22 protein-coding genes are annotated in these 21626 nt (G+C 61.7%); 14 read left to right on the forward strand and 8 right to left on the reverse strand.

The window, feature by feature from the left end; translation table 11 throughout:
* Window positions 1–269: 269 nt before the first annotated feature.
* From DBV08_RS23900 to DBV08_RS23910, 3 genes are read left to right on the forward strand one after another with little or no spacing between them, the layout of a single operon-like run.
* Window positions 270–686: a GntR family transcriptional regulator gene (locus DBV08_RS23900; RefSeq protein WP_095972039.1), complete on the forward strand. Its 417-nt coding sequence runs from the start codon at window positions 270–272 to the stop codon at window positions 684–686.
* Window positions 683–1552, forward strand: a complete 870-nt coding sequence (locus DBV08_RS23905; RefSeq protein WP_124569097.1) for an ABC transporter ATP-binding protein — start codon at window positions 683–685, stop codon at window positions 1550–1552. Before DBV08_RS23900 ends, DBV08_RS23905 begins: the two co-directional genes overlap by 4 nt.
* Entirely contained in the window at window positions 1549–2607 is a 1059-nt protein-coding gene (locus tag DBV08_RS23910; RefSeq protein WP_260395731.1) for an ABC transporter permease, read from the forward strand. Before DBV08_RS23905 ends, DBV08_RS23910 begins: the two co-directional genes overlap by 4 nt.
* 1 nt (window position 2608) lies before the next feature.
* On the opposite strand, the gene DBV08_RS23915 is transcribed toward DBV08_RS23910, so the two are convergent.
* Entirely contained in the window at window positions 2609–3250 is a 642-nt protein-coding gene (locus DBV08_RS23915) for a DUF4232 domain-containing protein (protein ID WP_124569098.1), read from the reverse strand.
* 191 nt (window positions 3251–3441) lie between these two features.
* Between DBV08_RS23915 and DBV08_RS23920 the strand changes: the two genes are divergently transcribed.
* Window positions 3442–4287, forward strand: a complete 846-nt coding sequence (locus DBV08_RS23920) for an alpha/beta hydrolase (RefSeq protein WP_124569099.1) — start codon at window positions 3442–3444, stop codon at window positions 4285–4287.
* A 24-nt stretch (window positions 4288–4311) separates the two neighbouring features.
* Window positions 4312–5385: a VIT1/CCC1 family protein gene (locus DBV08_RS23925; protein WP_042924901.1), complete on the forward strand. Its 1074-nt coding sequence runs from the start codon at window positions 4312–4314 to the stop codon at window positions 5383–5385.
* A gap of 8 nt (window positions 5386–5393) precedes the next feature.
* On the opposite strand, the gene DBV08_RS23930 is transcribed toward DBV08_RS23925, so the two are convergent.
* Both DBV08_RS23930 and DBV08_RS23935 read right to left on the reverse strand, forming a co-directional pair.
* Window positions 5394–7226, reverse strand: a complete 1833-nt coding sequence (locus DBV08_RS23930) for an APC family permease (RefSeq protein ID WP_124569423.1) — start codon at window positions 7224–7226, stop codon at window positions 5394–5396.
* Between the two features lie 94 nt (window positions 7227–7320).
* The gene (locus tag DBV08_RS23935) at window positions 7321–8532 is read right to left on the reverse strand and encodes a DUF2254 family protein (RefSeq protein WP_124569100.1); all 1212 of its coding nucleotides are present in this window, start codon (window positions 8530–8532) and stop codon (window positions 7321–7323) included.
* A 117-nt stretch (window positions 8533–8649) separates the two neighbouring features.
* Here DBV08_RS23935 and DBV08_RS23940 point away from each other — a divergent pair, with 117 nt between their 5' ends.
* Window positions 8650–11016 (forward strand): arylsulfatase, encoded by a 2367-nt coding sequence (locus DBV08_RS23940; protein WP_124569101.1) that lies wholly within the window; start codon window positions 8650–8652, stop codon window positions 11014–11016.
* A gap of 47 nt (window positions 11017–11063) precedes the next feature.
* A complete protein-coding gene (locus tag DBV08_RS32405) occupies window positions 11064–11201 on the forward strand; it encodes a hypothetical protein (RefSeq protein ID WP_153211511.1) in 138 nt (45 codons plus the stop codon).
* A gap of 6 nt (window positions 11202–11207) precedes the next feature.
* Here DBV08_RS32405 and DBV08_RS23945 read toward each other — a convergent pair whose 3' ends face one another.
* The 3 genes from DBV08_RS23945 to DBV08_RS23955 all read right to left on the reverse strand — a co-directional run bounded on the left by DBV08_RS23945 (window position 11208) and on the right by DBV08_RS23955 (window position 14997).
* Window positions 11208–12863 carry an FAD-binding dehydrogenase gene (locus DBV08_RS23945; RefSeq protein ID WP_124569102.1) on the reverse strand — a complete coding sequence of 552 codons (1656 nt, stop codon included), beginning with the start codon at window positions 12861–12863 and terminating at the stop codon, window positions 11208–11210.
* Window positions 12860–13525 carry a TetR/AcrR family transcriptional regulator gene (locus DBV08_RS23950; protein WP_124569103.1) on the reverse strand — a complete coding sequence of 222 codons (666 nt, stop codon included), beginning with the start codon at window positions 13523–13525 and terminating at the stop codon, window positions 12860–12862. Before DBV08_RS23950 ends, DBV08_RS23945 begins: the two co-directional genes overlap by 4 nt.
* 140 nt (window positions 13526–13665) lie before the next feature.
* A complete protein-coding gene (locus tag DBV08_RS23955; RefSeq protein WP_124569104.1) occupies window positions 13666–14997 on the reverse strand; it encodes an MFS transporter in 1332 nt (443 codons plus the stop codon).
* A 157-nt stretch (window positions 14998–15154) separates the two neighbouring features.
* On the opposite strand from DBV08_RS23955, the gene DBV08_RS23960 reads away from it, so the two are divergent.
* From DBV08_RS23960 to DBV08_RS23970, 3 genes are all read left to right on the forward strand, one after another.
* The gene (locus tag DBV08_RS23960; RefSeq protein WP_124569105.1) at window positions 15155–16318 is read left to right on the forward strand and encodes an LLM class flavin-dependent oxidoreductase; all 1164 of its coding nucleotides are present in this window, start codon (window positions 15155–15157) and stop codon (window positions 16316–16318) included.
* 150 nt (window positions 16319–16468) lie between these two features.
* Window positions 16469–17005: a hypothetical protein gene (locus tag DBV08_RS23965; protein WP_260395733.1), complete on the forward strand. Its 537-nt coding sequence runs from the start codon at window positions 16469–16471 to the stop codon at window positions 17003–17005.
* Between the two features lie 88 nt (window positions 17006–17093).
* Window positions 17094–17726, forward strand: coding sequence for a hypothetical protein (locus tag DBV08_RS23970; RefSeq protein ID WP_124569106.1), 633 nt, complete (start codon window positions 17094–17096; stop codon window positions 17724–17726).
* 10 nt (window positions 17727–17736) lie between these two features.
* Here the strand turns inward: DBV08_RS23970 and DBV08_RS23975 are convergent, their stop codons facing one another.
* A complete protein-coding gene (locus DBV08_RS23975; RefSeq protein WP_124569107.1) occupies window positions 17737–18252 on the reverse strand; it encodes a CGNR zinc finger domain-containing protein in 516 nt (171 codons plus the stop codon).
* Between the two features lie 25 nt (window positions 18253–18277).
* Between DBV08_RS23975 and DBV08_RS23980 the strand changes: the two genes are divergently transcribed.
* From DBV08_RS23980 to DBV08_RS23995, 4 genes are all read left to right on the forward strand, one after another.
* Window positions 18278–18466, forward strand: coding sequence for a hypothetical protein (locus tag DBV08_RS23980; protein WP_124569108.1), 189 nt, complete (start codon window positions 18278–18280; stop codon window positions 18464–18466).
* 103 nt (window positions 18467–18569) lie between these two features.
* The gene (locus DBV08_RS23985; RefSeq protein WP_124569109.1) at window positions 18570–20177 is read left to right on the forward strand and encodes an AMP-binding protein; all 1608 of its coding nucleotides are present in this window, start codon (window positions 18570–18572) and stop codon (window positions 20175–20177) included.
* A 127-nt stretch (window positions 20178–20304) separates the two neighbouring features.
* On the forward strand, window positions 20305–20589 hold the full coding sequence (locus DBV08_RS23990) for a hypothetical protein (RefSeq protein WP_095972054.1): 285 nt from the start codon (window positions 20305–20307) through the stop codon (window positions 20587–20589).
* Between the two features lie 38 nt (window positions 20590–20627).
* Window positions 20628–21359 carry a hypothetical protein gene (locus DBV08_RS23995; RefSeq protein WP_124569110.1) on the forward strand — a complete coding sequence of 244 codons (732 nt, stop codon included), beginning with the start codon at window positions 20628–20630 and terminating at the stop codon, window positions 21357–21359.
* A 46-nt stretch (window positions 21360–21405) separates the two neighbouring features.
* On the opposite strand, the gene DBV08_RS24000 is transcribed toward DBV08_RS23995, so the two are convergent.
* Complete coding sequence (locus DBV08_RS24000; RefSeq protein ID WP_095972056.1) at window positions 21406–21600, reverse strand: DUF1737 domain-containing protein; 195 nt, start codon at window positions 21598–21600, stop codon at window positions 21406–21408.
* Window positions 21601–21626: the final 26 nt, after the last annotated feature.

Here is a 21626-nt window from a genome sequence, read left to right on the forward strand (position 1 = left end):
CGGCCGCGAGGGGAAGCGCCACGAGCGGTCCTTCGTCCGAGAACCATCGTGTCGCCACGAGGCCGGTGACCTGACTCGTTCGCCTCGAGTAGTGCCGGGCGAATTCACAGTTGCGTCGACAGTGCCGGGGTTTCACCGAACTTCACACGAGCAGCGTGGCACCCCGGCAAGCCGGGGCATCTGCACTTTACAGGGGTCGTCGGGCTTGACCCGGGAGGTCAAGGCAGGGTAAATATCTATTCCACTAATGAACTAGTGAAAGGGTTCGGATGATCGACTTCCGTATCGACCGCCGATCCGGCATTCCCACTTACGTGCAATTGGTCCTTCAGGTGAAGCAGGCGCTCAGGCTCGGTGATCTCCACGTCGGGGATCGGCTGCCCACAGCCAAGGACGTCGTGGGAGCGCTCGCGATCAACCCGAACACAGTCCTGAAGGCCTACAAGGAACTCGAGCGCGACGGACTTGTTGCCCCGAGGCCTGGATTGGGCACGTTCGTCGTCAAGTCCCTGGCGAAGCCCGGCATGGCGGAAAGCTCTGCGCTGAGGCGCGAGTTGGCTCGCTGGGTGGCAGATGCCGTCGCCGCCGGACTCGAGCGCACGGACATCGAAGCATTGGTGAGCTTGGAGCTCGAGAAGACGTTCATCGAATCGGATCCGTCCGGAAAGCAGGGGGAGACATCATGACTGCGCAAGAATCGGCACTGACGATGCAGGACGTGGACAAGCGCTTCGGCAAGAAGAAGGTGCTCGACGCCTGCACTTTCGAGGTGGCCACCGGAAGTATCACTGCCCTGGTGGGGGTGAACGGAGCGGGCAAGTCGACACTGATGTCCTTGGCGGTCGGATTGACGATGCCTGACCACGGTTCGATCTCGGTCCTGGGTAGCACGCCGGATCAGGACGGCATCTGCCCAGGCCTGTCCTACCTCGCTCAGCACAAGCCGCTGTACCCCAAATTCACTGTTGCAGAACTTCTTCGATTCGGCGCGTACACCAACGACGAGTGGGATGCGAAGTACGCTCTGGATCTGGTGGAGCGCGCTGGGATTTCTCTCGATGCAAAGGCGAAGACACTGTCACCAGGTCAGCGAACCAGGGTTGGACTGGCATTGGCACTCGGACGCAGGCCGCAACTGCTGCTTCTCGACGAGCCCTTGGCGGATCTTGATCCCGTGGCGCGGCGATCCGTGGCGACCACCCTGCTCGAAGACGTTGCCGAGTACGGCACCACGGTTCTGTTGTCGTCACACATCGTTTCCGAACTGGCAGACGTCTCGGATCGACTCCTTCTTCTGGGCGGCGGAAACGCGAGATTGTCCGGTCCGTTGGATGAATTGATCGCTGCCCATTACGTATTGATCGGGGACGGCGACCCTGCCGATGTCGTCGGCGCCGGCGCGGTCATTCATACCGACAAGGGGATGCGGTCGAATTCTCATGTGGTGGAGGGAGTCCGTCCGAGCCCTCGGGCCGGCTGGGTGATCGACGACGCAACTCTCGACGACGTGGTGCTCGGGCACCTGAGCGCAGAAACGATGGTGGCGGCATGATCTGGGTTACGTGGCGGCATCACCGCACATCGCTCGTTGTGTCGTTGGGATTCATCGCAGCTTTGGCTATAGCAGCGATAGTCGGCGGAATCGGAACTCGACGTACCTCGGGAGTGGACGGCGGAGGGACTTACCTCGGGTGTGTCGGGATCGGTTGGGATTGTTGGGCGGATACCACCGTCACCGGTGTGAACACGATCGCCGCTGCCTTACCAGTACTACTCGGGGCGCTGGTGGGCGCGACCGTATTCTCCCGCGACATCGATCAGCAAACACATGTTCTCGGTCTGACGCAGTCGGTGAGTCGGGCACGATGGTTCTGGATGCGAGTCGTTGTTGTCTTTCTTCCGCTCACTGCCGCAGCCGCGATCCTCGGTTTCATTCTCGAAGCCGCTCGGGTCGGATTCGAGAGTTGGAGTTATGTGGTCAACGTCGGACCCGTTCAGTCGTACGGAATGAGTTCGATGCTCTTCCCTCTGTTCAATTCCAGCGGAATCGTCTTGGGTGCATACACTTTCATGGCGTTGGTCGCCGGAGCTGCGGTATCACTGCTGGTGCGATCACCCATCGCCGCGGTGGCCGTCACATTGATTGCCGTCGTAGGTTTGATGGTGGGATTTCAGAATCTGGCACGGCCGCACTATGCCGAGCCGACTGTGCTGACACAAGGTATCGACCAAGACACCTTCTACGCGACGTACGTCATGGATTCCTCGATGGCGTGGATCGTGCGAAGCGGATACACCGATGCCAACGGGAAGCCCGTCGAGATCGACTATCAGGCGTGCACTACCGATACAGCCGGCAGTGAATACGATCAGCGAGCCGACGAGAGTGACGTGGATTTCTACGTTCGCCAAAAGGCCTTCTTGGCCCAACTCGATGCCGACTACCGTGCGTGTGTGCTCGCGCAGGGAGTGGACCACTACGAAACGCGGTACCACTCAGTCGACCAGGTCCGACGATTTCAGTTCACGGAAGCTGCACTCGTCCTGATCCTTTCGGGCCTGTTCCTCCTGCCGGCGCTCTGGGGCCTACGACGCCTCAAGCCGTGACTCAGCGGGCGACCGGTGCGACCGTCAGTTGGTTGATGTTCGCGCCGGTCATCGAGCAACCCTTGGTGGGGTAGGCGAGGAAGACCGAGTCGTAGCTGTTGGGCGGGTAAACCTTCAGTCCCGCAACGTCAGTCACGCCGCACTGATCTGCCGGGTAGTTCTCGACGTTCGTAGCTCGCACCAAAGACGTTACGGCGGAGCCAGGAGCAAGGGAGAGGAGTGAACCGGATCCGGAACGGCCGGCGGCGGCACCCACTTCGCTTCCGGACGCTCCCGTGACATACGAGACGCCAGGGAAACCGTCGAGCGTGCACGTGCGGCCGCCCGTGTTGGTGAAGACAACCGGAAGCTCCACGGAACCGGCGGCGCCGTTCGGCTGGCCAAGGGTGACGTTCAGTTCCCCCATGGCGCAGCCTTCGGGATTGGGTGCCGTCGAGGTTGTGGTTTGGGTGTGATCGGTATGGGTCGTCGAGGGTGAAGCGGTACCGGTCGGGGTCGTCGGCGCAGAGGTAGTCGTCGTGGTGGCAGGAGCAGGTGAACTCTCGGCTGTTCCCGTTTCATCCGAGCCGCACCCGCTGAGAAGGGCGAGAGCAGCAAGTGGAGCCGCCAACAAGCCGATGTTGCGCACGCGGTTGGGATTCATCGCTCTGTACTCCTCAAGCTGGTCGACAACTGGCTCCGGAACATCCGTGTCCGGTATATCCGAATCCGAGGCCGGATGTGCGGAAACGAATCAGGCTCGCCGGTGATCAGGACCTACTTCCCGGATGGATTGCCGCTGCGGATCTAGCATGAGAAATGACCTGTCCGGATCGCGACCACCGGGAGTAGCGCATGTTCACCTTCACCAGCGACGACGGAGTGGTCATTCATGTCCACGAATGGCCCACCGAGCAGGAACCTCGAGGGGTTGTTCAACTCGCGCACGGTATGGGTGAGCATGCAAAACGCTACGCACACGTTGCCGAAGCTCTGAATGCTCGCGGCTTCCACGTCTACGCGGCGGACCACCGCGGCCACGGTGAGAGCATGCACGCCGGCCCAGGCAACATCGGCGACGACGGCTGGAACCGCTTGGTGGCAGACATGGTGACCCTCACGGGGATCATCCGCGACAAACACCCCGGCCTGCCCGTCGTACTGCTCAGCCACAGTCTCGGTTCGTTCGCTTCGCAGCAGTACATCCTCGATCATTCGCACCTGATCGACGCCGTCGCACTGTCGGGGACTACCGCCGTCGATCATCTGATCGAGAGCCTCGTCAACGACGGCCCGGACGTCCTCGCCCAGTTCAACGCGGAATTCGAACCGGCCCGAACTCCGCACGACTGGCTCAGCCGTGACGAAGCGCAGGTGGATCTGTACATCAACGATCCGCTGTGTGGTTTCAGCCTGGACGACGCCGGTATGGGCGGACTTATCGCGGCGGGGCCGAGGTTCGCCGACGTCGAGGGTGTGCGACAAGACCTTCCGATCCTGGTCTTCGTCGGCACCTCGGATCCTCTCAACGCCGCGCTGAGCCGTACCGACGTCGCAGTCGAACGGTACAACTCGGCGGGGATCGAAGACGTCACCTACTACACCTATCCGGGCGCCAGGCACGAGATCTTCAACGAGACCAACCGCGACGACGTCATCAACGATCTGACGACGTGGATGGACCGCGTACTCGAAGCGTGACCGCCTCACCGGAAGGGGAACACGATGTCCACAGTTCCGGCCGCACGACCCGATCCAGACCCGCGAGATGTCAAGCGCTGGAGACGATACCTCGCCGACGAACAAGCCGAGGCCGCCGTCTACCGCGACCTCGCGGGTAGGCGCAGCGGCGAGGAGCGCGAAATCCTTCTCGCACTGGCCGACGCGGAGGGCCGACACGAGGCGCACTGGCGAGCGCTACTCGGCGATCACGTCGGCAAACCACTGCGCGGCGATATCCGCACCCGGATACTGGGCTTTCTGGCCAGGCGCTTCGGCTCCGTGTTCGTGCTCGCTCTTGCCCAGCGCGCGGAGACGCGATCCCCGTATCCGAACGACGCCGACGCGACCGCATCGATGGGCGCGGACGAGAAGATCCACGAAGAAGTGGTGCGGGCCTTGGCCACTCGGGGTCGGAACAGACTTTCGGGGACGTTTCGTGCCGCCGTTTTCGGGGCCAACGACGGCCTGGTCAGCAACCTCGCTCTCGTACTCGGCATCAGTGGTAGCGGCGTCTCCAACCAGATCGTTCTGATCACCGGCATGGCCGGGCTTCTGGCCGGCGCCCTGTCGATGGGTGCCGGCGAGTACGTTTCCGTCCGCTCTCAGCGAGAGTTGTTGGAAGCGTCCAATCCTGGTCCCGCCGCCAGCGAAGCTGTCGGCCTGCTCGACGTCGACGCCAACGAATTGGCGCTGGTCTACCGGGCCCGCGGCATGTCCGCCGAGGAAGCGGACCAGCGCGCCGCCGAGGTTCTCGCGAACAGCACCTTCGGCGCCGCGGACGTTGTCGACGACCATGAAGCCGTCGGAACCGGATTGGGCGCAGCGGCGGCAAGTTTCTGCTTCTTCGCCTCGGGCGCAATCATTCCGGTGTTGCCGTATCTGTTCGGCCTGGAAGGCATGACAGCCCTGATCGTCGCGTCCGTACTCGTGGGGATCGCGCTGCTGACCACCGGCGTTGTGGTCGGGTTGCTGTCGGGCGGGCCGCCGTTCAAGCGGGCCCTACGCCAACTTGCGATCGGCTACGGCGCTGCCGGCGCGACGTATCTACTCGGCATGTTGTTCGGGACCTCGCTCTGAGCGTCGGCTCATGCGCGCAGGGCTGGATCGCGGTGAGCCGGATCGATCCGGACCGGGATTTGGCACACCACGGCCTCGGTGTGTTTGCGCAGTGCATGGGCGATTTCATCGGTTCGTTGGCTCGGGAGGAACCGGTGCCATCTGGTCGCCGGGTCGATGGTGGCGACGACGACAAAGGTTTCGCGGTGGGGGAAGTGAGTGCGGATGTATCGAGCGAGGGTGTTCCCCACGGAATTCTCGGTGTCCTCGATGACGATCAAACGCGAATTCGGGTGTCGGGCTTGCCACCGGCGGGTGAAGTCCGTCGTCGATTCGTGGGCCAGGCAGACTCGAATTGCGATGGGCTGTGACGACATCGCCGTTGCCGCGGCCATCGCGCGGGTGGAGAGCGACGTAATTTCGGAGACGGGTACCAGGACCGCTGGTTTGTATCCGATGGACAGAGAATCGTTGTCACTCTGAATAGTTAACCGTGTACCGATATGTGTGTACGCGCCGCGGATGCGTTCCATGCCGAGGACGAGCGCAGGGAGTGCGAGAGCGATCAGCCAGGCGCCCTCGGTGAACTTCATGGCGGTGGTCACCACTGCTGCGATCGAAGTCAACACAGCGCCGAAACCGTTGAGCGCTAGGCGCCACTTCCAGCCCGGTGTGCGTTCGGCGAGCCAGTGGCGCACCATGCCGAACTGCGCGAGCGTGAAACCGATGAACACACTGATGGCGAACAGCGGCACCAAGGTGTTCATGTTTCCGCCGGATCCGATGAGCAGGAGAGCGCCGACGCCGCCGAGCGACAAGACGCCGTACGTGAACACGTCGCGCGTCGACTTCCGACTGAAGCGGTGTGGGAGCACGTTGTCGTCGGCAAGGATCCGCATCAGGTTGGGGAGTCCGCCGTACGAGGTGTTCGCGGCCAACGCCAACAGAATCACGGTGGAGAATTGGACGACGTAGTAACCCACACCATTTCCGAGGGCAGCGGACGTGAGCTGCGACAGGACTGTTGTTCCGGGGATCGGGGCCAGTGAGAACTTTTCGATCAACACGGCGAGGCCGATCAGCATGGTGCCCAACAGGATTCCCAGAGCAACTTCGGCGCGCTGAGCGCTACGCACGCGAGGCTTTTTGAAACTGGGTACCGCGTTGGCGATGGCTTCGACACCGGTCAATGCGGCACAACCACTCGAAAATGCCTTGAGCAGAAGGAGAATGCCGATCGTGTGTGCGTTGTCGGCGACGAAGGGAGCCGTTGCGGCGGCGGGGCTTTCCCGAAGCAGTCCGGCGCCGATCACCGTGAAGATGCTGACGACAAAGATCACGGTGGGCAACATGAATACCCGCGCGGAATCTGCGATGCCACGCAGATTCAGTGCCGTGATGCCGCCGAGTATCGCCAGCGCAATCCAGACCGTGTAGGGAAGAAGCGCGGGGAAGGCGGAGGTCAGGGCCGCGACACCGGCTGCGATCGACACCGCGACGTTGAGTGTGTAGTCGACGATCAACGAGGAGGCGGCGGTCAGGCTCGCACGGGGGCTCAGATGCTTCTTCGCGACGGCGTAGGCGCCACCTCCTTCGGGGAATGCGGCGATCACCTGGCGATACGACGCCACCAGGACGACAAGCAGCACGGCGATGGCGATCGTCACCGGCACGGTGAAGCCGATCCCCGCGCCGCCGGCGAGGGCCAACACCAACACGATGGCCTCTGGACCGTACGACACCGAGGCCATCGCGTCGAGCGACAGGCCCGCCAGTCCGGTTGCGACGGAGAGCTTTTGCTTCTCAGGTTCGCCGCCGGTGCGGGTGGTCGACGATATGACTCCACGGTGTCCGAGTATCACTGCATGTCTCACCGAGCCAGTATCGTCACCTTCCGTAGCTCTGAAGCTGATCTTGACGATGCCTTGACGCGATCACCAACAAATCTGTACGGGTTCACAACGGCGGCTCGCGTCGACGAAACCCGTCGGACATCTGGCTTACCCAACCAGCGCGCGTGGCGAGAACGTCGCGGTTCGGAGACTCCGAGTGAGCGGCGACGTGCGAAAGTAACTCGCGAAGCCGACCCAGAACGAGCGGCGAGTTCGATGCAGAGGCTATGACGTCGTCCAGTCCGGTTCGCACGAAGGTCGTGAAACCGGGCAGCGGAACCACCACGCGCAGTTCACCACGCTGGTCGAGGGCCCGGATCGAATCTGCTCGTACGGAGGCCACGCGCGAGAGGAGGTCCTCGATCTCGTCCAGAGCCTGGACGGCCGTAGCAGGATCGTTGATCGCGGGTGAGAGCGCTCTGAGCGCGATGTCGGCCAATAACCGAAGCGCGAGTAGGGGGTCCTGCGTGAAGGTTCGCTCACTCCCACTGACCAGGGCGTCGAGGATCGCGTCGGCGGGCATGGGTTCGCCGTAGACGTCGGCGAGCGGCAGTCTGCCTCGCAGAGTGCTGCCTGGCGAGACTCGGAAGACCACAAGAGCGTGACAGCCGCGAGCTTTGTGCAGCAGATCTTCGACGAGGATCTGCTGCAGAACGGCGGGCGGCCGATGCCACTCGATCGTCATGATCACCGGAAGCGTTGGTAGAGGCGGTAACTCCCGATCGGTGTCGGGGTATACGGATTCGAAGACTGCTCGTCCACGGCTCGAGATGGAGGCGAGGACCGGAGCCAATTGGATGGCTGAGAAGGCGCGCAGTTGGAGCAGTCTGATCAGCGTCAGCGTGGCCAAGAGTGCCAGCACTGCGAGACTGGGCACGACCACGGACACATCCGTTTCGTTGCTGATGGCGAGCGCTGCCGTGATGTCGAAAACCGACTGGCCTATCGCGAAGGCAAACGTCCGCCACACGATGGGGTCGTCGCGGAACAACAAGAGGCGAGGGGTGAAGGTGGTCGCAGCCCACTGGACGACGAGGAACAGCAGCGAGAAGATCACTGCGACTACACCCAGTAACCCCAGTCCGAGGGCCACGAGCATTTCGCTGACCTGGCGGGCGGGAATCATCGGGCCGCTCCGGATATACGGCATCGCCAGTCCGGCAGCCAGTCCTACGACGACGCACAGGATCTGGGTCAGGCCGGCACGTACACGGCGCCGGGGGACGAGGAAGGCATGCCCGATCGGGGTGGGAGCGAAACGTCCGGGCTGATCCACACTTCAAGCCTCCACGCTGCGGTAATGGTGCGCCTTCACCCGAAACGGATGATGTCGACGTCGTCGTGATCCTGAAACGCTTGAAAGAGCCATGTGAGAGACAGAAGGCGAGACGTCATGACGGATCCGACGGGCCAGAGCCGCGCTGTACTACCGATTCCGGATCGACAACATCTTGGTCTGGTGACGTACGACGCGAAGGATCCGGACACCGAGTTTCCGCCGATCACTCCGTTACTACCACCGACCGGGGCACCCAATGTTCTGGTGGTCCTGTTGGACGACGTGGGATATGGCGCGAGCAGTGCCTTCGGCGGACCGGCGGACACTCCGACTGCTGAGCGGTTGCAAGGTAATGGGCTCACGTACACGCGGTTTCACACGACTGCACTGTGTGCTCCGACCCGTGCCGCTCTTCTGAGCGGGCGCAACCATCATTCGGTCGGCATGGGATCGATCACCGAAACCGCTACCTCGGCTCCTGGTCTTTCCGGCCTGCGGCCGAATACCAAAGCCGCACTGCCGATGACGTTGAAACTCAACGGATACTCGACAGCGCAGTTCGGCAAGTGTCACGAGGTTCCGCCGTGGCAAACATCCCCGGTGGGACCGTTCACGTCGTGGCCGACGGGAGAAGGCGGATTCGAGCATTTCTACGGATTCATCGGCGGGGAGAACAACCAGTATTACCCGGCGCTGTACGAAGGCGTCGCGCCTGTGGAGCCGGACAAGACACCGGAGGAGGGCTACCACCTCACCGAGGACCTGGCCGACCACGCCATCGACTGGGTCCGGATGCAGAAGTCCTTGGCTCCGGACAAGCCGTTCTTCGTCTACTTCGCTCCCGGCGCTACCCATGCGCCGCACCATGTTCCGAAGGAGTGGGCCGACAAGTACGAGGGCCGGTTCGCCGGAGGTTGGGACGCTCAACGCGAGAAGATCCTCGAGCGGCAGAAGCAGCGGGGAGTCGTTCCCACGGATGCGGTTCTCACCCCGCGTCCTGAGGCCATTCCGGCGTGGGACGACATGAGTCAGGAATTGAAGCCTGTCCTCGAACGCCAAATGGAAGTCTATGCAGGATTTCTCGAACACACCGACTTCCATGTCGGCCGGCTTGTCGATGCGATCGAAGAACTCGGAGCTCTCGACAACACCCTCGTGTACTACATCATCGGAGACAACGGAGCGTCCGCAGAGGGGACGATCAACGGAGCCTTCAACGAGATGGCCAATTTCAACGGACTCGCGGCCATCGAGACGCCCGAGTTCATGGCGGAAGTGAAGGACAAGTTCGGTACCAAGGACGCGTACAACCACTATTCCGTGGGGTGGGCGTGGGCAATGTGTACACCGTATCAGTGGACGAAACAGGTTGCGTCGCATTGGGGTGGCACTCGCAACGGGACGATCGTGCACTGGCCGGCGGGGATTCGGACCAAGGGGGAGACGCGGTCGCAGTTCGCCCACGTCATCGACGTTGCACCGACGATCCTCGAGGTCGCGAAACTGCCGGAACCGACCTTTGTCAACGGCGTCCAGCAATCACCCATCGAGGGGACCAGCATGGTCTACACCTTCGACGACGCCGAAGCCCCCGAACGTCACGATCTGCAGTACTTCGAGATGGCCGGCAACCGTGGAATTTATTACAAGGGTTGGAGTGCGGTCACGCGTCACAGCACTCCGTGGCTGTTCGCGGAGGTGCTTCCCGCTCTCGACGACGACGTGTGGGAACTCTACGACGGGTCACAGGATTGGACGCAATCCAATGATCTGGCCGCTGCGATGCCGGAGAAATTGGCTGCACTGCAACGCTTGTGGTTGATCGAAGCGGTCAAGTACAACGTACTTCCGATCGACGATCGTAGATTCGAGAGGTTCAACCCTCACATCGCGGGGCGTCCGCAGTTGGTATCCGGGAACAGGCAAGTTCTGTTTCCCGGAATGAAGCGACTGAGCGAGCACAGCGTGCTGAGTATCAAGAACCGATCATTCAGTGTCACAGCAGCAGTCGACCTCGCGGATGGCGTTACTGCCAACGGTGTGATGATCGCGCAGGGAGGCAGGTTCGGCGGCTGGGCGCTCTACGCGCGGGAAGGCCGCGCGAAATTCGTCTACAACCTGCTCGGCATGACCGAGTTCGTCATCGGTTCCGACGTTGACATACCGGCAGGATCACATCAGATCAGGGCCGAGTTCGCCTACGACGGAGGTGGTCTCGCGAGGGGCGGCGGTGTCACGATCTACCACGACGGTCGCGAAGTGGGTTCGGGTCGCGTCGAGCAGACCCAACCGATGGTCTTCTCCGCGGACGAGACCACCGACATCGGTGACGACTACGGCATGCCTGTCAGTGTCGATTACAGTGGCGCAACCACATTCAACGCACGTATCGACCTCGTGCAGATCGACGTCGGCGACGACGACCATACCCACCTCATCGTTCCGGAGGAGGTGGCGCGAGTGGCGGTGTCCAGACAGTGATTTCACCAGTAGGAGCAGCAGTCACAATCTCCTGAGGGAGGGTCGCAATGCCGACGGTCATCCGCACTGTTCACGATCTGGTTCGCCACGCGCGCGGGCCGACGCATCATCACCACCATCAATCCGTGCACGAGGCACGGCGAATGCGCGCCCATCACATACTGGTCACGCATTCGCTCGCCTGATCTGGGCTACAGGTCGCGCGCCAGTGCTCGTCCGGCTGCGCGGCCGGAGAAGATGCAGCCACCGAGGAAGGTCCCTTCGAGCGCGCTGTAACCGTGGACTCCACCGCCGCCGAAGCCCGCGACCTCGCCGGCCGCGTACAGGCCGTCGAAGACGCTGCCGTCGGCCTTGATGACCTGTGAATCCAGGTTGGTTTCCAAGCCGCCGAGGGTCTTGCGGGTGAGCAGGTGCAACCGGACCGCGATCAGTGGGCCGTTCTTGGGGTCCAAGATCTTGTGCGGTGCAACGACACGCACGATCTTGTCTGCCAACAGATTACGGGCGCCGTGGATGGCGGTGACCTGGAAGTCCTTGCTGTACTTGTTGTCGACTTCGCGGTCGCGGGCGATCATTTCGCGTTCGATGTCCTCGTAGTCGAGGAGCGGTTCGTCGGTGAGGGCGTTCATGCCGTCGACCAGATCGCGAAGGTTGTTGCGCACCACGAAGTCGGCGCCCTTCTGCTTGAACGCTTCTACCGGCCCCGGCGCACCCTTCTTGATTCGTTCGAGGAGGAGTTTGAAGTCGCGATTGGTGAAGTCGGGGTTCTGTTCCGATCCCGAGAGCGCGAACTCCTTCTCGATGATCTTCTGATCGAGGATGAACCACGTGTACTCGTGGCCGCTGTCCAGGATGTACTTGAAGGTCCCCATCGTGTCGAAGCCCGGGAAATTGGGGACGGGCAGACGCTTGCCGGTGGCGTCGAACCACATCGAGGACGGTCCGGGGATGATGCGGATTCCGTGGTTCGGCCAGATCGGATTCCAGTTCTGGATGCCTTCGGTGTAGTGCCACATGCGGTCGCGGTTGACGATGTTTCCGCCCGCGGATTCGGTGATTTCGAGCATGCGTCCGTCGACGTGTGCGGGCACTCCCGTCAGCATGTGCTTCGGTGCCTTGCCGAGTCGCTCGGGCCAGTTCTTCTTCACCAGTTCGTAGTTGCCGCCGATTCCACCGGAGGTGACGACGACGGCCTGTGCGGCGAACTCGAATTCGCCGATGGGAGTGCGGGAGCTCTTCACGCCGCGGAGATCACTGGACGGTTCGAGGACGGTTCCTCGTACACCGGTGACCGTACCGTCGGTGACTACCAACTGATCCACCTGGTGGCGGTGCTTGAACGTGACCAGCCCACGCTTCTGAGCGGCGATGACCTTGGTCAGGAAGACGTCGACCACGCCGGGACCGGTACCCCAGGTGAGGTGGAAGCGCGGAACCGAATTGCCGTGTCCGAGAGCCATTCCGCGACCGCGTTCGGCCCAGCCGACGTTGGGCATCAGGCGAAGACCCAGATCGTGCAGGTACTGACGCTTGTCTCCGGCCGCAAACTCGACGTACGCCTTGGCCCACTGTCGCGGCCAGTGATCTTCGCGGTCGCGGTCGAATCCGGCAGTGCCCATCCAGTCCTGCATTGCCAACTCGAGGGAGTCCTTGATGCCGAGGCGACGCTGCTCGGGGCTGTTCACGAGGAAGAGCCCACCGAGAGACCAGAATGCCTGGGCTCCGAGGTTTGCCGCGTTCTCCTGTTCCACCACAAGGACTTTGCGGCCGGCGCGCGTCAGTTCGTAGGTGGCGACCAGTCCCGCCAGCCCTGCCCCGACAACGATGACGTCAGCTTGTTCGCTCACGACAGCTCCTCTTCAGATTGGTTGTTCTGGATTATTTCGCTGTAGGACAGCAGGATTCGAGTGAAGACATCGCGACGCAGCGCGAAGGCAGCGCTGGTGTCGGTATCGACGAGGCACTGGACGCTCGTGCCGTCGTGCACTGCGACCAATGCTCGTCCCAACGACGTCGGGTCACCGACGATTGTTCGCCCGACGTCGCTGAGTGCGGACTCCACAATGGGCAACAGGGTGCGAAGGATCGCGTCTTCACGGTCGGCAAGCGCTTTGCGAAGTGCCGGGTTGCGGAGCGCGTGGGCTGTGAATTCCGCGTTGATCCGGTACCACTGCGGGTCGACCGGAACCACGGACACGATTCGGGCCACGGCGGAATGGATGTCGACGGCGTTGCCGGCGGTGATCGACTCCGTCGCCAACCGCAGATCGGCGAGCATTGCTGCAGATCGCTGCTCCCACATCGCGAAGAACAGTTCGTCGAGTGAATCGAAGTTGGAGTAGAACGCGCCTCGGGAGTAACCGCCGCGTTCGCAGATCTGCTCGACCGTTGCGTGTCCGAACCCGGATTCGGAGAAGACGTCCGCGGCCGCGTCGAGCAGTCGCTGCCGGGTCTGACCACGGCGTTTGGTGACACGCTTGGCCGGCGAGTTGTCCGTTCCAGTCGTCATCGGCGCCTCCGTCGGGGTGGACCCCAAACGATACACCGATGTATCCGATGCGTAGGCGTATCTCGAGCTGTTCTTCTTCTCAGGTATTTCTATGCATATCTAGTGAATGTGCAATAGATACGGATATTCAGGTGTGATCGCTACAGATGCAGATCACTCTTCCTGATCGCCGCAGTGGCAACGACGCTGATCACCGACGTGGCAACCAGATACCCACAGGCCAGCCACGGTGAACCGCCGCTGGCGCCGATCAGTGCAGTCAGAATCAGGGGAGTGACGCCGGAGGCGTAGATGCCCGAGAACTGGTAAACGACAGACAAGCCGGTGTATCTGATTTCGGTGGGGTAGAGGCTGGCGTAGAGCGTTCCCTGGGCGCCGTAGAACAAGGCATGAATCACTCCGAAGACCACGACCATCGCGACTCCGAAGAGCAGAAGGTTCTCGGTCCCGAACAATGCGAAGGAGGGGAAGATCGCGAGGCCGTACGCGGCGATGCCCACGATGTAGACCCGTTGCGGGCCGAACCGATCGGTGAGCAATCCGGAGAACGGCAGCAAGATCGCCATCACGACCGCGGCGACGGTGACCACGAGAAGTACGGGAACCTTCTCGAAATGCAGAGTCTTGGTTGCATACGTGATTGCGAAGACGCCCCAGGTGTTGAACGCGGCGCCCTCGCCCCAGCGAGACAACATGCCCAGTACGGTGTTTCGGGCGACCTTTCCTTGGAAGACTTCCTTGAGCGGTGCGGAGGAGCGTTGTTCGAGGTCGCGAACGGCCTGAAAGGCGGGCGTCTCGTCCACCTTCAAGCGGACCACCAACCCCACGATCACGAGCACCAAGCTCAGGACGAAGGCGATGCGCCAGCCGAAACGGAGAAACTGTTCGTCGTCGAATACCGTTTGAAGCAACGCGAACATTCCTGTGCCCAATGCCAACCCGAGAGCCAATCCGATCTGCGGGATGCTGCCGAACAGGCCACGCTTCTTCTCCGGGCTGTGCTCCACCGCCAGGAGAACGGCTCCGGCCCACTCGCCACCGAGAGCAAATCCCTGCAGGATACGAAGCAGCAGAAGCAGAATCGGAGCAACAACCCCGATCTGAGCGGCGGTCGGAAGAACACCCATGAGCGCCGTCGCGATACCCATGATGAACATTGTGAGAGCAAGCGTCTTCTTGCGTCCGATGCGATCGCCGATGTGACCGAACACCACTCCACCGATAGGGCGAACGAGAAAGCCGACCGCGAAGGTCGCAAAAGAAAGCATGGTCCCGACGAAGGAACTCTGATTGGGGAAGAACAGTTGGTTGAAGACCAGGCTCGCGGCCGTCGCGTAGAGGAAGAAGTCGTACCACTCGACCGTCGTGCCGAGCAGGCTTGCGGCGACGACGGTTCTCAGTCTGGAACGTCGCTCACCGTCGGTCTCGTTCGAGAATGGTGAATTGTGCTCGACTTCGGCAAACGTGGTCATCGGAGCCCCCGGGTAGCGGTGCAAATTCACGAAAGTATCGCCGGAGCCGAAAGTGGGCACCCATAGCGATCAGGGTGATTTCAACCCTGTTCTTCGAGGTGGAGTGTGGTTGTAATGACAGAAGAGTTCTGCCTGTTCGTCGACGAAAGGAATCACCGTGTCACTGCGCTTCCACTGGTTCTTGCCTACTTACGGTGATTCCCGGAATCTGATGGCGGGTGGGCACGGCAGCTCGATGTCCGGTGATCGTCCGGCGACGCTGAAATACCTCAACCAGATCGGTGCGGCCGCCGAGACGAACGGTTTCGAAGCCGTCCTCACGCCCACCGGCGCGTGGTGTGAAGACGCATGGCTGACTACGGCGATGATGATCGAGACCACCGAGACACTCAAGTTTCTGGTTGCTCTGCGACCGGGATTGCTCAGCCCCACGCTGGCCGCCCAGATGGCCGCAACCTTCCAATGGCAGTCTGGCGGTCGTCTGCTGCTCAACGTCGTGACCGGCGGGGAGGACCACGAGCAGCGCACGTTCGGTGATTTCCTCGACAAGAACCAGCGGTACGCACGATGCGGTGAGTTCCTCGACGTGATCCGCCAGCTGTGGTCCGGTAACGGGCCAGTTGATTTTTCCGGTGAGTATGTCAACGTGGAAAAGGCTACGCTGCAGCGTATTCCGGATCCGGTACCGCCGATCTTCTTCGGCGGATCCTCGCCGGCAGCCGGAACCGTCGCATCGCGTTACGCCGACACCTACCTCACCTGGGGTGAGACGCCGTCCGCTGTCGCCGCCAAGATCGCCTGGATTCGTGACCTCGCGGAAGTTCAAGGTCGTCACCTCGACTACGGAATCCGTTTGCACGTCATAAGCCGGAACACCTCGGAACAGGCATGGGCAGAAGCGGATCGGCTGCTCAGCGCGCTCGACCCGGCGACCGTCGAGCAGGCTCAGGCGAGTCTTGCGCGATCCGGCTCCGAGGGTCAGCGTCGGATGCTGGAATTGCACGGCGGCGGTTCGGCTTACAAGCAGGGCGTCGGAGCAAGGTCGTTGGAAATTGCGCCGAACCTGTGGACCGGCGTCGGGTTGGTCCGAGGGGGAGCGGGCACCGCATTGGTCGGTTCGCACCAAGAAGTGGCTGATCGGATTGCCGAGTACGCGGCGATCGGTCTGGATCACTTCGTACTGTCGGGCTATCCGCATCTCGAAGAGGCGTATCAGTTCGGTGAGGGCGTGCGTCCGATCCTCGAAAAGCGTGGATTGGTGGCACCGCACGGTACGGCCGGCGGACCGGTGCGAACGCCCTTCGTCTCCAGTGGGAACTGAGTCGAACAGCGAACTCTTCGAGAAGGGGACGTTTGTCCCGATCTTTCGGGAATGACCTCGTGGCGGGACAATTGGGCCATTTCGGGCGCTAGATCCGATCTAGGCTGCGCACTGTTGCCGAACTCAAGGCGCAGTACGAAAGGAACCTCGATGAAGCTGGGCACGAGTGGAGTACGTCGCGTAGTGGGAACCGTCGCGGTTGCCGCTGCAACCGCGGCAGGCGTCGCGATGGTCAATCCTGCAACTGCGTCGGCCGAGGTGGTCCCGCCGGTCGTCTCGTACAAGGTGACCGGAAACGATCTGGCACTGACGATCACGAACAACAACACGGGCATTGCCCCGTTGTGTCAGGCGTTTGTCGTCAATGCCGCGGATTCTGCTGCTGTGCTTGATGATCCGCTGAAACTGCTCGATCCGAACCTTGTGGTGTACCCCAAGATCACCGATCCGGCCTCGCTGTTCGACGTGGGCAAGGGGCAGACGGTCACCGACACCGTGACCGATGTTCCGGACGGAACCTACGCCGTGCTCGGTGCCTGCTTCGATCTTCTCGATCTCGAGACGTTGGGCAAGCCGGTTCCTGGCGTACCAAGCCTCGTTGTCATCGGCGGACCGTTCAGCGGCATCAATACCGGCAGCTTGAGCGACCTGTTCGGCAGTGGCAGCGCCGAGGGCCTTTTCGGGTAGCGCACCGTCTGCCTCCCCAATTTTCCGACTGAGCGGTCTATTCTTCATGCATCTGGTGATCTGACCGACTTGCCTGGAGGTTCGGAAAATGCGAAGTCGTGGATTCAAACGCGCCATCGGAAGCGTTGCCGCGGCGTCGGCCGCCGTCGTGGGACTGGTTGTCATGTCTCCGGCGACGGCGTCGGCAGCACCGGCGATTCTCCCGCCTCCGGTGTCGGTGAGCGCAGCGGACAATGCGATCACCTTCACCGTCACCAACCCGAACCCGCGGTTCAGCTTCATCAACTGCACGGTGGCGATCCTCAATGCCAGGGATGTTTCCGACGTGATTCGTGATCCGGCGAAGCTGCTCCAGCCTGGCGTGTTGGTGTATCCGACCGTCAGTAACATCCTCGATCTGTTCGCCGTTTCGCCTGGCCAGACGATCACCCGGACCGTCGGCAATCTGCCGGCCGGCGTCTACGCCGTTGCGGGAGCGTGTGTTCGACTGCTCGATCCGACCAACCCCACTATCGCGATCCCGCAGGCAGTTGTGGTCGGCGGCTGGTTCGAGGGCGCAGGAACCGGAAGTCTCTCAGGATCTTTGGAGGATCTGGGATACACCACGGTTCAGGACTTGATCGACGCGTGGAATCGCATCAACTCGGGAAGCAGCGGCGGTAGCTTTCAGTTCGAGTACCAAGGTGGCTCGGATTTCGAGGTAGTCGGTCCCACGTCGTAGTAGGTGCAGCTCACTTGCGTGCACGATGACGCCGCACCGCGTCGCGATTCGCGCACGTGGGGGAGCAGTACCGCTGATTACCGTTGCGTGAGGTGTCCGCGTAGATGTTGGTGCACTCGTCCAGGGTGCACCGACCTAATCGGTGCATACCGCGGCCGACGAGGTGTAGCGCCGTGCCCACCGAGAAGAGTGCCTTGAGGACCTCGGCGAGTGATTGTTGGGGATCGCGGTAGTGCAGATGCCAGCCGTCGTTCGCGTGGTTGGTCATGCGCGGATACGCCGACGCTTGCTCGAGCATGACGTTCACGAGTTCGGCGCGGGCTGTCTCCTCCGTGACGTCGACGATTTTCGACCACTCGATCAGAAGGTCGAGGGTCTCGTCGAGGTCCTTCTCGGCGATGGGGAAATCGAGAATGATGCCTGCATCGACGCAGCGTTCGACGAGTTCGGCCAAGGTCTCGGGATTTCGATTGGCCAGGTCGGCGGCCAATGTCACCGCATATTCACCGTAAGGGTTGAGATGCACAATGCCATTACATCATGCTCGGTGCATGAAGAAAACAGAGCTCGCGCCGATCGGTTGCATCCACCGCTGGGAGATCGAATCCCGGCATCGGACCAGCGAGGGGACGGTCACCTATCTGCGCTGTCATTGTGGGTCGTGGCAGACCCTGCTCACCGAATGGATGTCGGGCGGGGCGGCCTCGGCCGTTGCCGCACCGATAGTCAGGTCCAGGTAATGATCAGCTAATCGTTCCGTTTCGCCTCGCGTGACATGGAACGTGTTCTAGATTCAGGGTTGTATGCCTCGATATCGCGGCGCAGACTCTGAAAGGGAAGACGATGCAGTTCAACCTCGCTGATGTATTCGAAACCGTCGCCAGCTCGGTACCTGATCGCGTCGCCTTGACTTACGAGGGAGAGAACTTCTCCTACGCTCAGTTGGATGCGGAAGCCAACCGAACCGCCAATCTGCTCGCGAAAGCCGGTATCTCACGTGGCGATCATGTAGCTCTGTTCCTGAAGAACAGCGTCGAACATGTCACGTCGATCCTCGGGTTGATCAAGATCCGCGCGGTCCCGATCAACGTGAACTACCGATACACGCCCGCTGAACTGGAGTACATCTTCACCAACTCCGATTCGGTCGCGGTGGTCGTGGAACTGCCCGAGCATCAGCGTGTCCTTGCTTCCCTCTTCGGTGCATGCCTGAAGGTCAAGACGGTGATCGTGATCGGCGAGATCGACGCAGAACTGGTCGCCGCAGCGAAAGCGCATGAAGTTTCTGTAGTTTCGTTCGACGACGCCCGTGAACAGTCGCCAGTGGGGGAGTTCGACGCTCGTTCTGGCGACGACGTGTACCTCCTCTATACCGGCGGGACCACCGGATACCCGAAGGGCGTCATGTGGCGTCATGACGACTTCTTCCGTAAGCCGCTCTCCGGCGGTAATCCGTACGGTGAGGGAGCGCGACAGGACCTCGCCGAGATTGCCAGTGCTGCAAAGGAATTTCCGGAACTCTCGTTCCTCATTGCCGCCCCGCTGATGCATGGCGCCGCGTTGTACTCGCTGTTCACCTTCCTCACGCTCGGTGCGCGAGTTGTTCTACGGCGCGAGTTCGACGCGGAGAAGGTCGTCGAAGCGATCGAGAAGGATTCGGTACAGGTGATCTTGATCGTCGGCGACGGCATGGGACTCCCGTTGGTCGACGAGATGGAACGACGCAAAGACGAGGTCGATTTCAGCACCCTTTTCTCGATCACGTCGGGTGGCGCGATCTGGTCCACGAGTGTTCGGGATCGCATGCTGGCAGTGAAGCCGGACCTACTGTTGCGCGACAACTTCGGAGCCTCCGAGTCCGGTAACGACGGAGCCTTCTCCATCGACGAGGCGGGCAATCTGCGAATGCCACCCTCACCCAACATGATCCTGGTCGACGAGCGTCTCGAAGAGATCCCCGCCGGCTCCGACGACGTGGGCTACATCGCGCGTATCGGAAACGTCCCGCTCGGGTACTACAAGGACGAAGAGAAGACCGCCCGCACGTTCCCGACCCGTGCCGACGGCACCCGCCTTTCGGTGCTCGGCGACATGGGCAAGGTCGAAGCGGACGGGACGATTGTCTTCCTGGGCCGCGGCTCACAGTGCATCAACACCGGCGGCGAGAAGGTCTTCGCGGAGGAGGTCGAGGCTGCCCTTCACGCGCATCCGGCAATATCGGACGCGCTCGTGGTCCCTGCACCCGACCCGCGCATGGGGCAGCAGGTCGCAGCGGTGATCGCGACCTACCCCGGATCTGACGAGCTGACTCTCGAAGTGGTACAGGAGCATTGCCGCAAGACGTTGGCCGGATACAAGGTGCCGCGCACGATCGTGCTGGTCGATGAAGTCAAGCGAACCCCGGCGGGAAAGGCGGACTACCGCTGGGCGACGACACTGGCGTCGTCCTAGCGGCGTGGGGTGAGCGACGACGACCTTTCACACGGATTTCACCACGGCATAGGGGACATACCGGAAAGATGGCGCAGAGTAAGTCGTTCGCGTCTTGCGCCGTCACTCCACGAAAGGGCCTCAGCTCATGCTCATCATCGGAATACTTCTGTTCGGGATCGTCATCGGAGCGGGAGCCCAGTTGATTCTGGGGCAAAAGGCCGCACGAGTGGATTGGACCTTCGCGTTCATCGCTGGAATCGGTGGTTCGCTGGTGGGTGGACTGCTTGTGAGTTTGATTGCAGGCGACGGAATATCATTGCGCCCCAGCGGCATCCTGGGCTCCCTCGCCGGCGCTGTCATCATCACTGCGGGTTGGCAGTGGTACCGCCGGAAGAACGCAACTACAGCCCCGCGGCCGTCTGATCGCTGATTTCCCCAATTTCGTCAGGGGACGAAGAGTCTCACATCATGAACGAATTGCTCGATGAAGTCCTCACCGCACATGGCGGAGTCGAACGTTGGCAGTCGGTTTCAGCGATCACGGCCCGGGGACGCTTGAGCGGTCTGTTGCCTCAGCGCTTCGCAGGCAACAAGCTGTCGAAGTTCACGGTCGAGGTTCAAGTCGCCGATCAACACACTGTCCTCCATGACTTTCCGCGTGTCGGCGAGCGCGCTGTGTTCGACAAGGGCGTCGTGCGGATCGAAACCCGTGACGGTGAACAGCTGGACGGCCGAACCGACCCGCGTCCGGAGTTCTTCGGGATGAGTGGAATCCGACGCAACTTTCACTGGGATGCGCTCGACACCGCCTACTTCGCCGGATACGCCTTCTGGAATTACTTGAACGCGCCGTTGCTCCTGGCCCGCGACGACATCACTGTCGCCGAAGCCGAACCGTGGCAGGAAGCCGGGCAGCAATGGCGACGATTAGAGGCAACATTTGCGCCGGGACTCGACACCCATTGCCCGCAACAGACCTTCTACGTCGACAACGGAGGCCTCATCCGCCGTCACGACTTCGTTGCCGAACCGGTAGGCAGCTGGGCGAAAGCTGCTCTCTACTGCGACCAGCACCGCCAGTTCGACGGTCTCACCCTTCCCACTCGACGGCGCGTACTTCCGCGAGTCCCAGGCGGCCGCGTTCTCTCGCGGCCGACGCTCCTGGCGCTTGACTTCGACGACATCGAGATCAAGCGATGAACACCGGCATGATTCATCCTTGTCTCGGACGACCCGTCACAGTCGGCTACGCGCGGGATCGCGCCTCGGTCGGTGGCAGCACTATCGCTTGAGCGACGATCACATGCTCACCGTCGAATGTCGCAGCGGGAGAACCATGCAGGACGTATCCGTCGGCGAGAGCCGCGGATACGCGACGGCAGAACTCCGCATCGTCGGGTCCGGTCAACAGCCGATACGGCAAGCGCTCGATCTCAGACACGGATCTGACCTTACCGCCAGTGCTCA

This window comes from Rhodococcus sp. KBW08 (genome assembly GCF_003852455.1).
Taxonomy (GTDB): Bacteria; Actinomycetota; Actinomycetes; order Mycobacteriales; family Mycobacteriaceae; genus Rhodococcus_F; species Rhodococcus_F baikonurensis.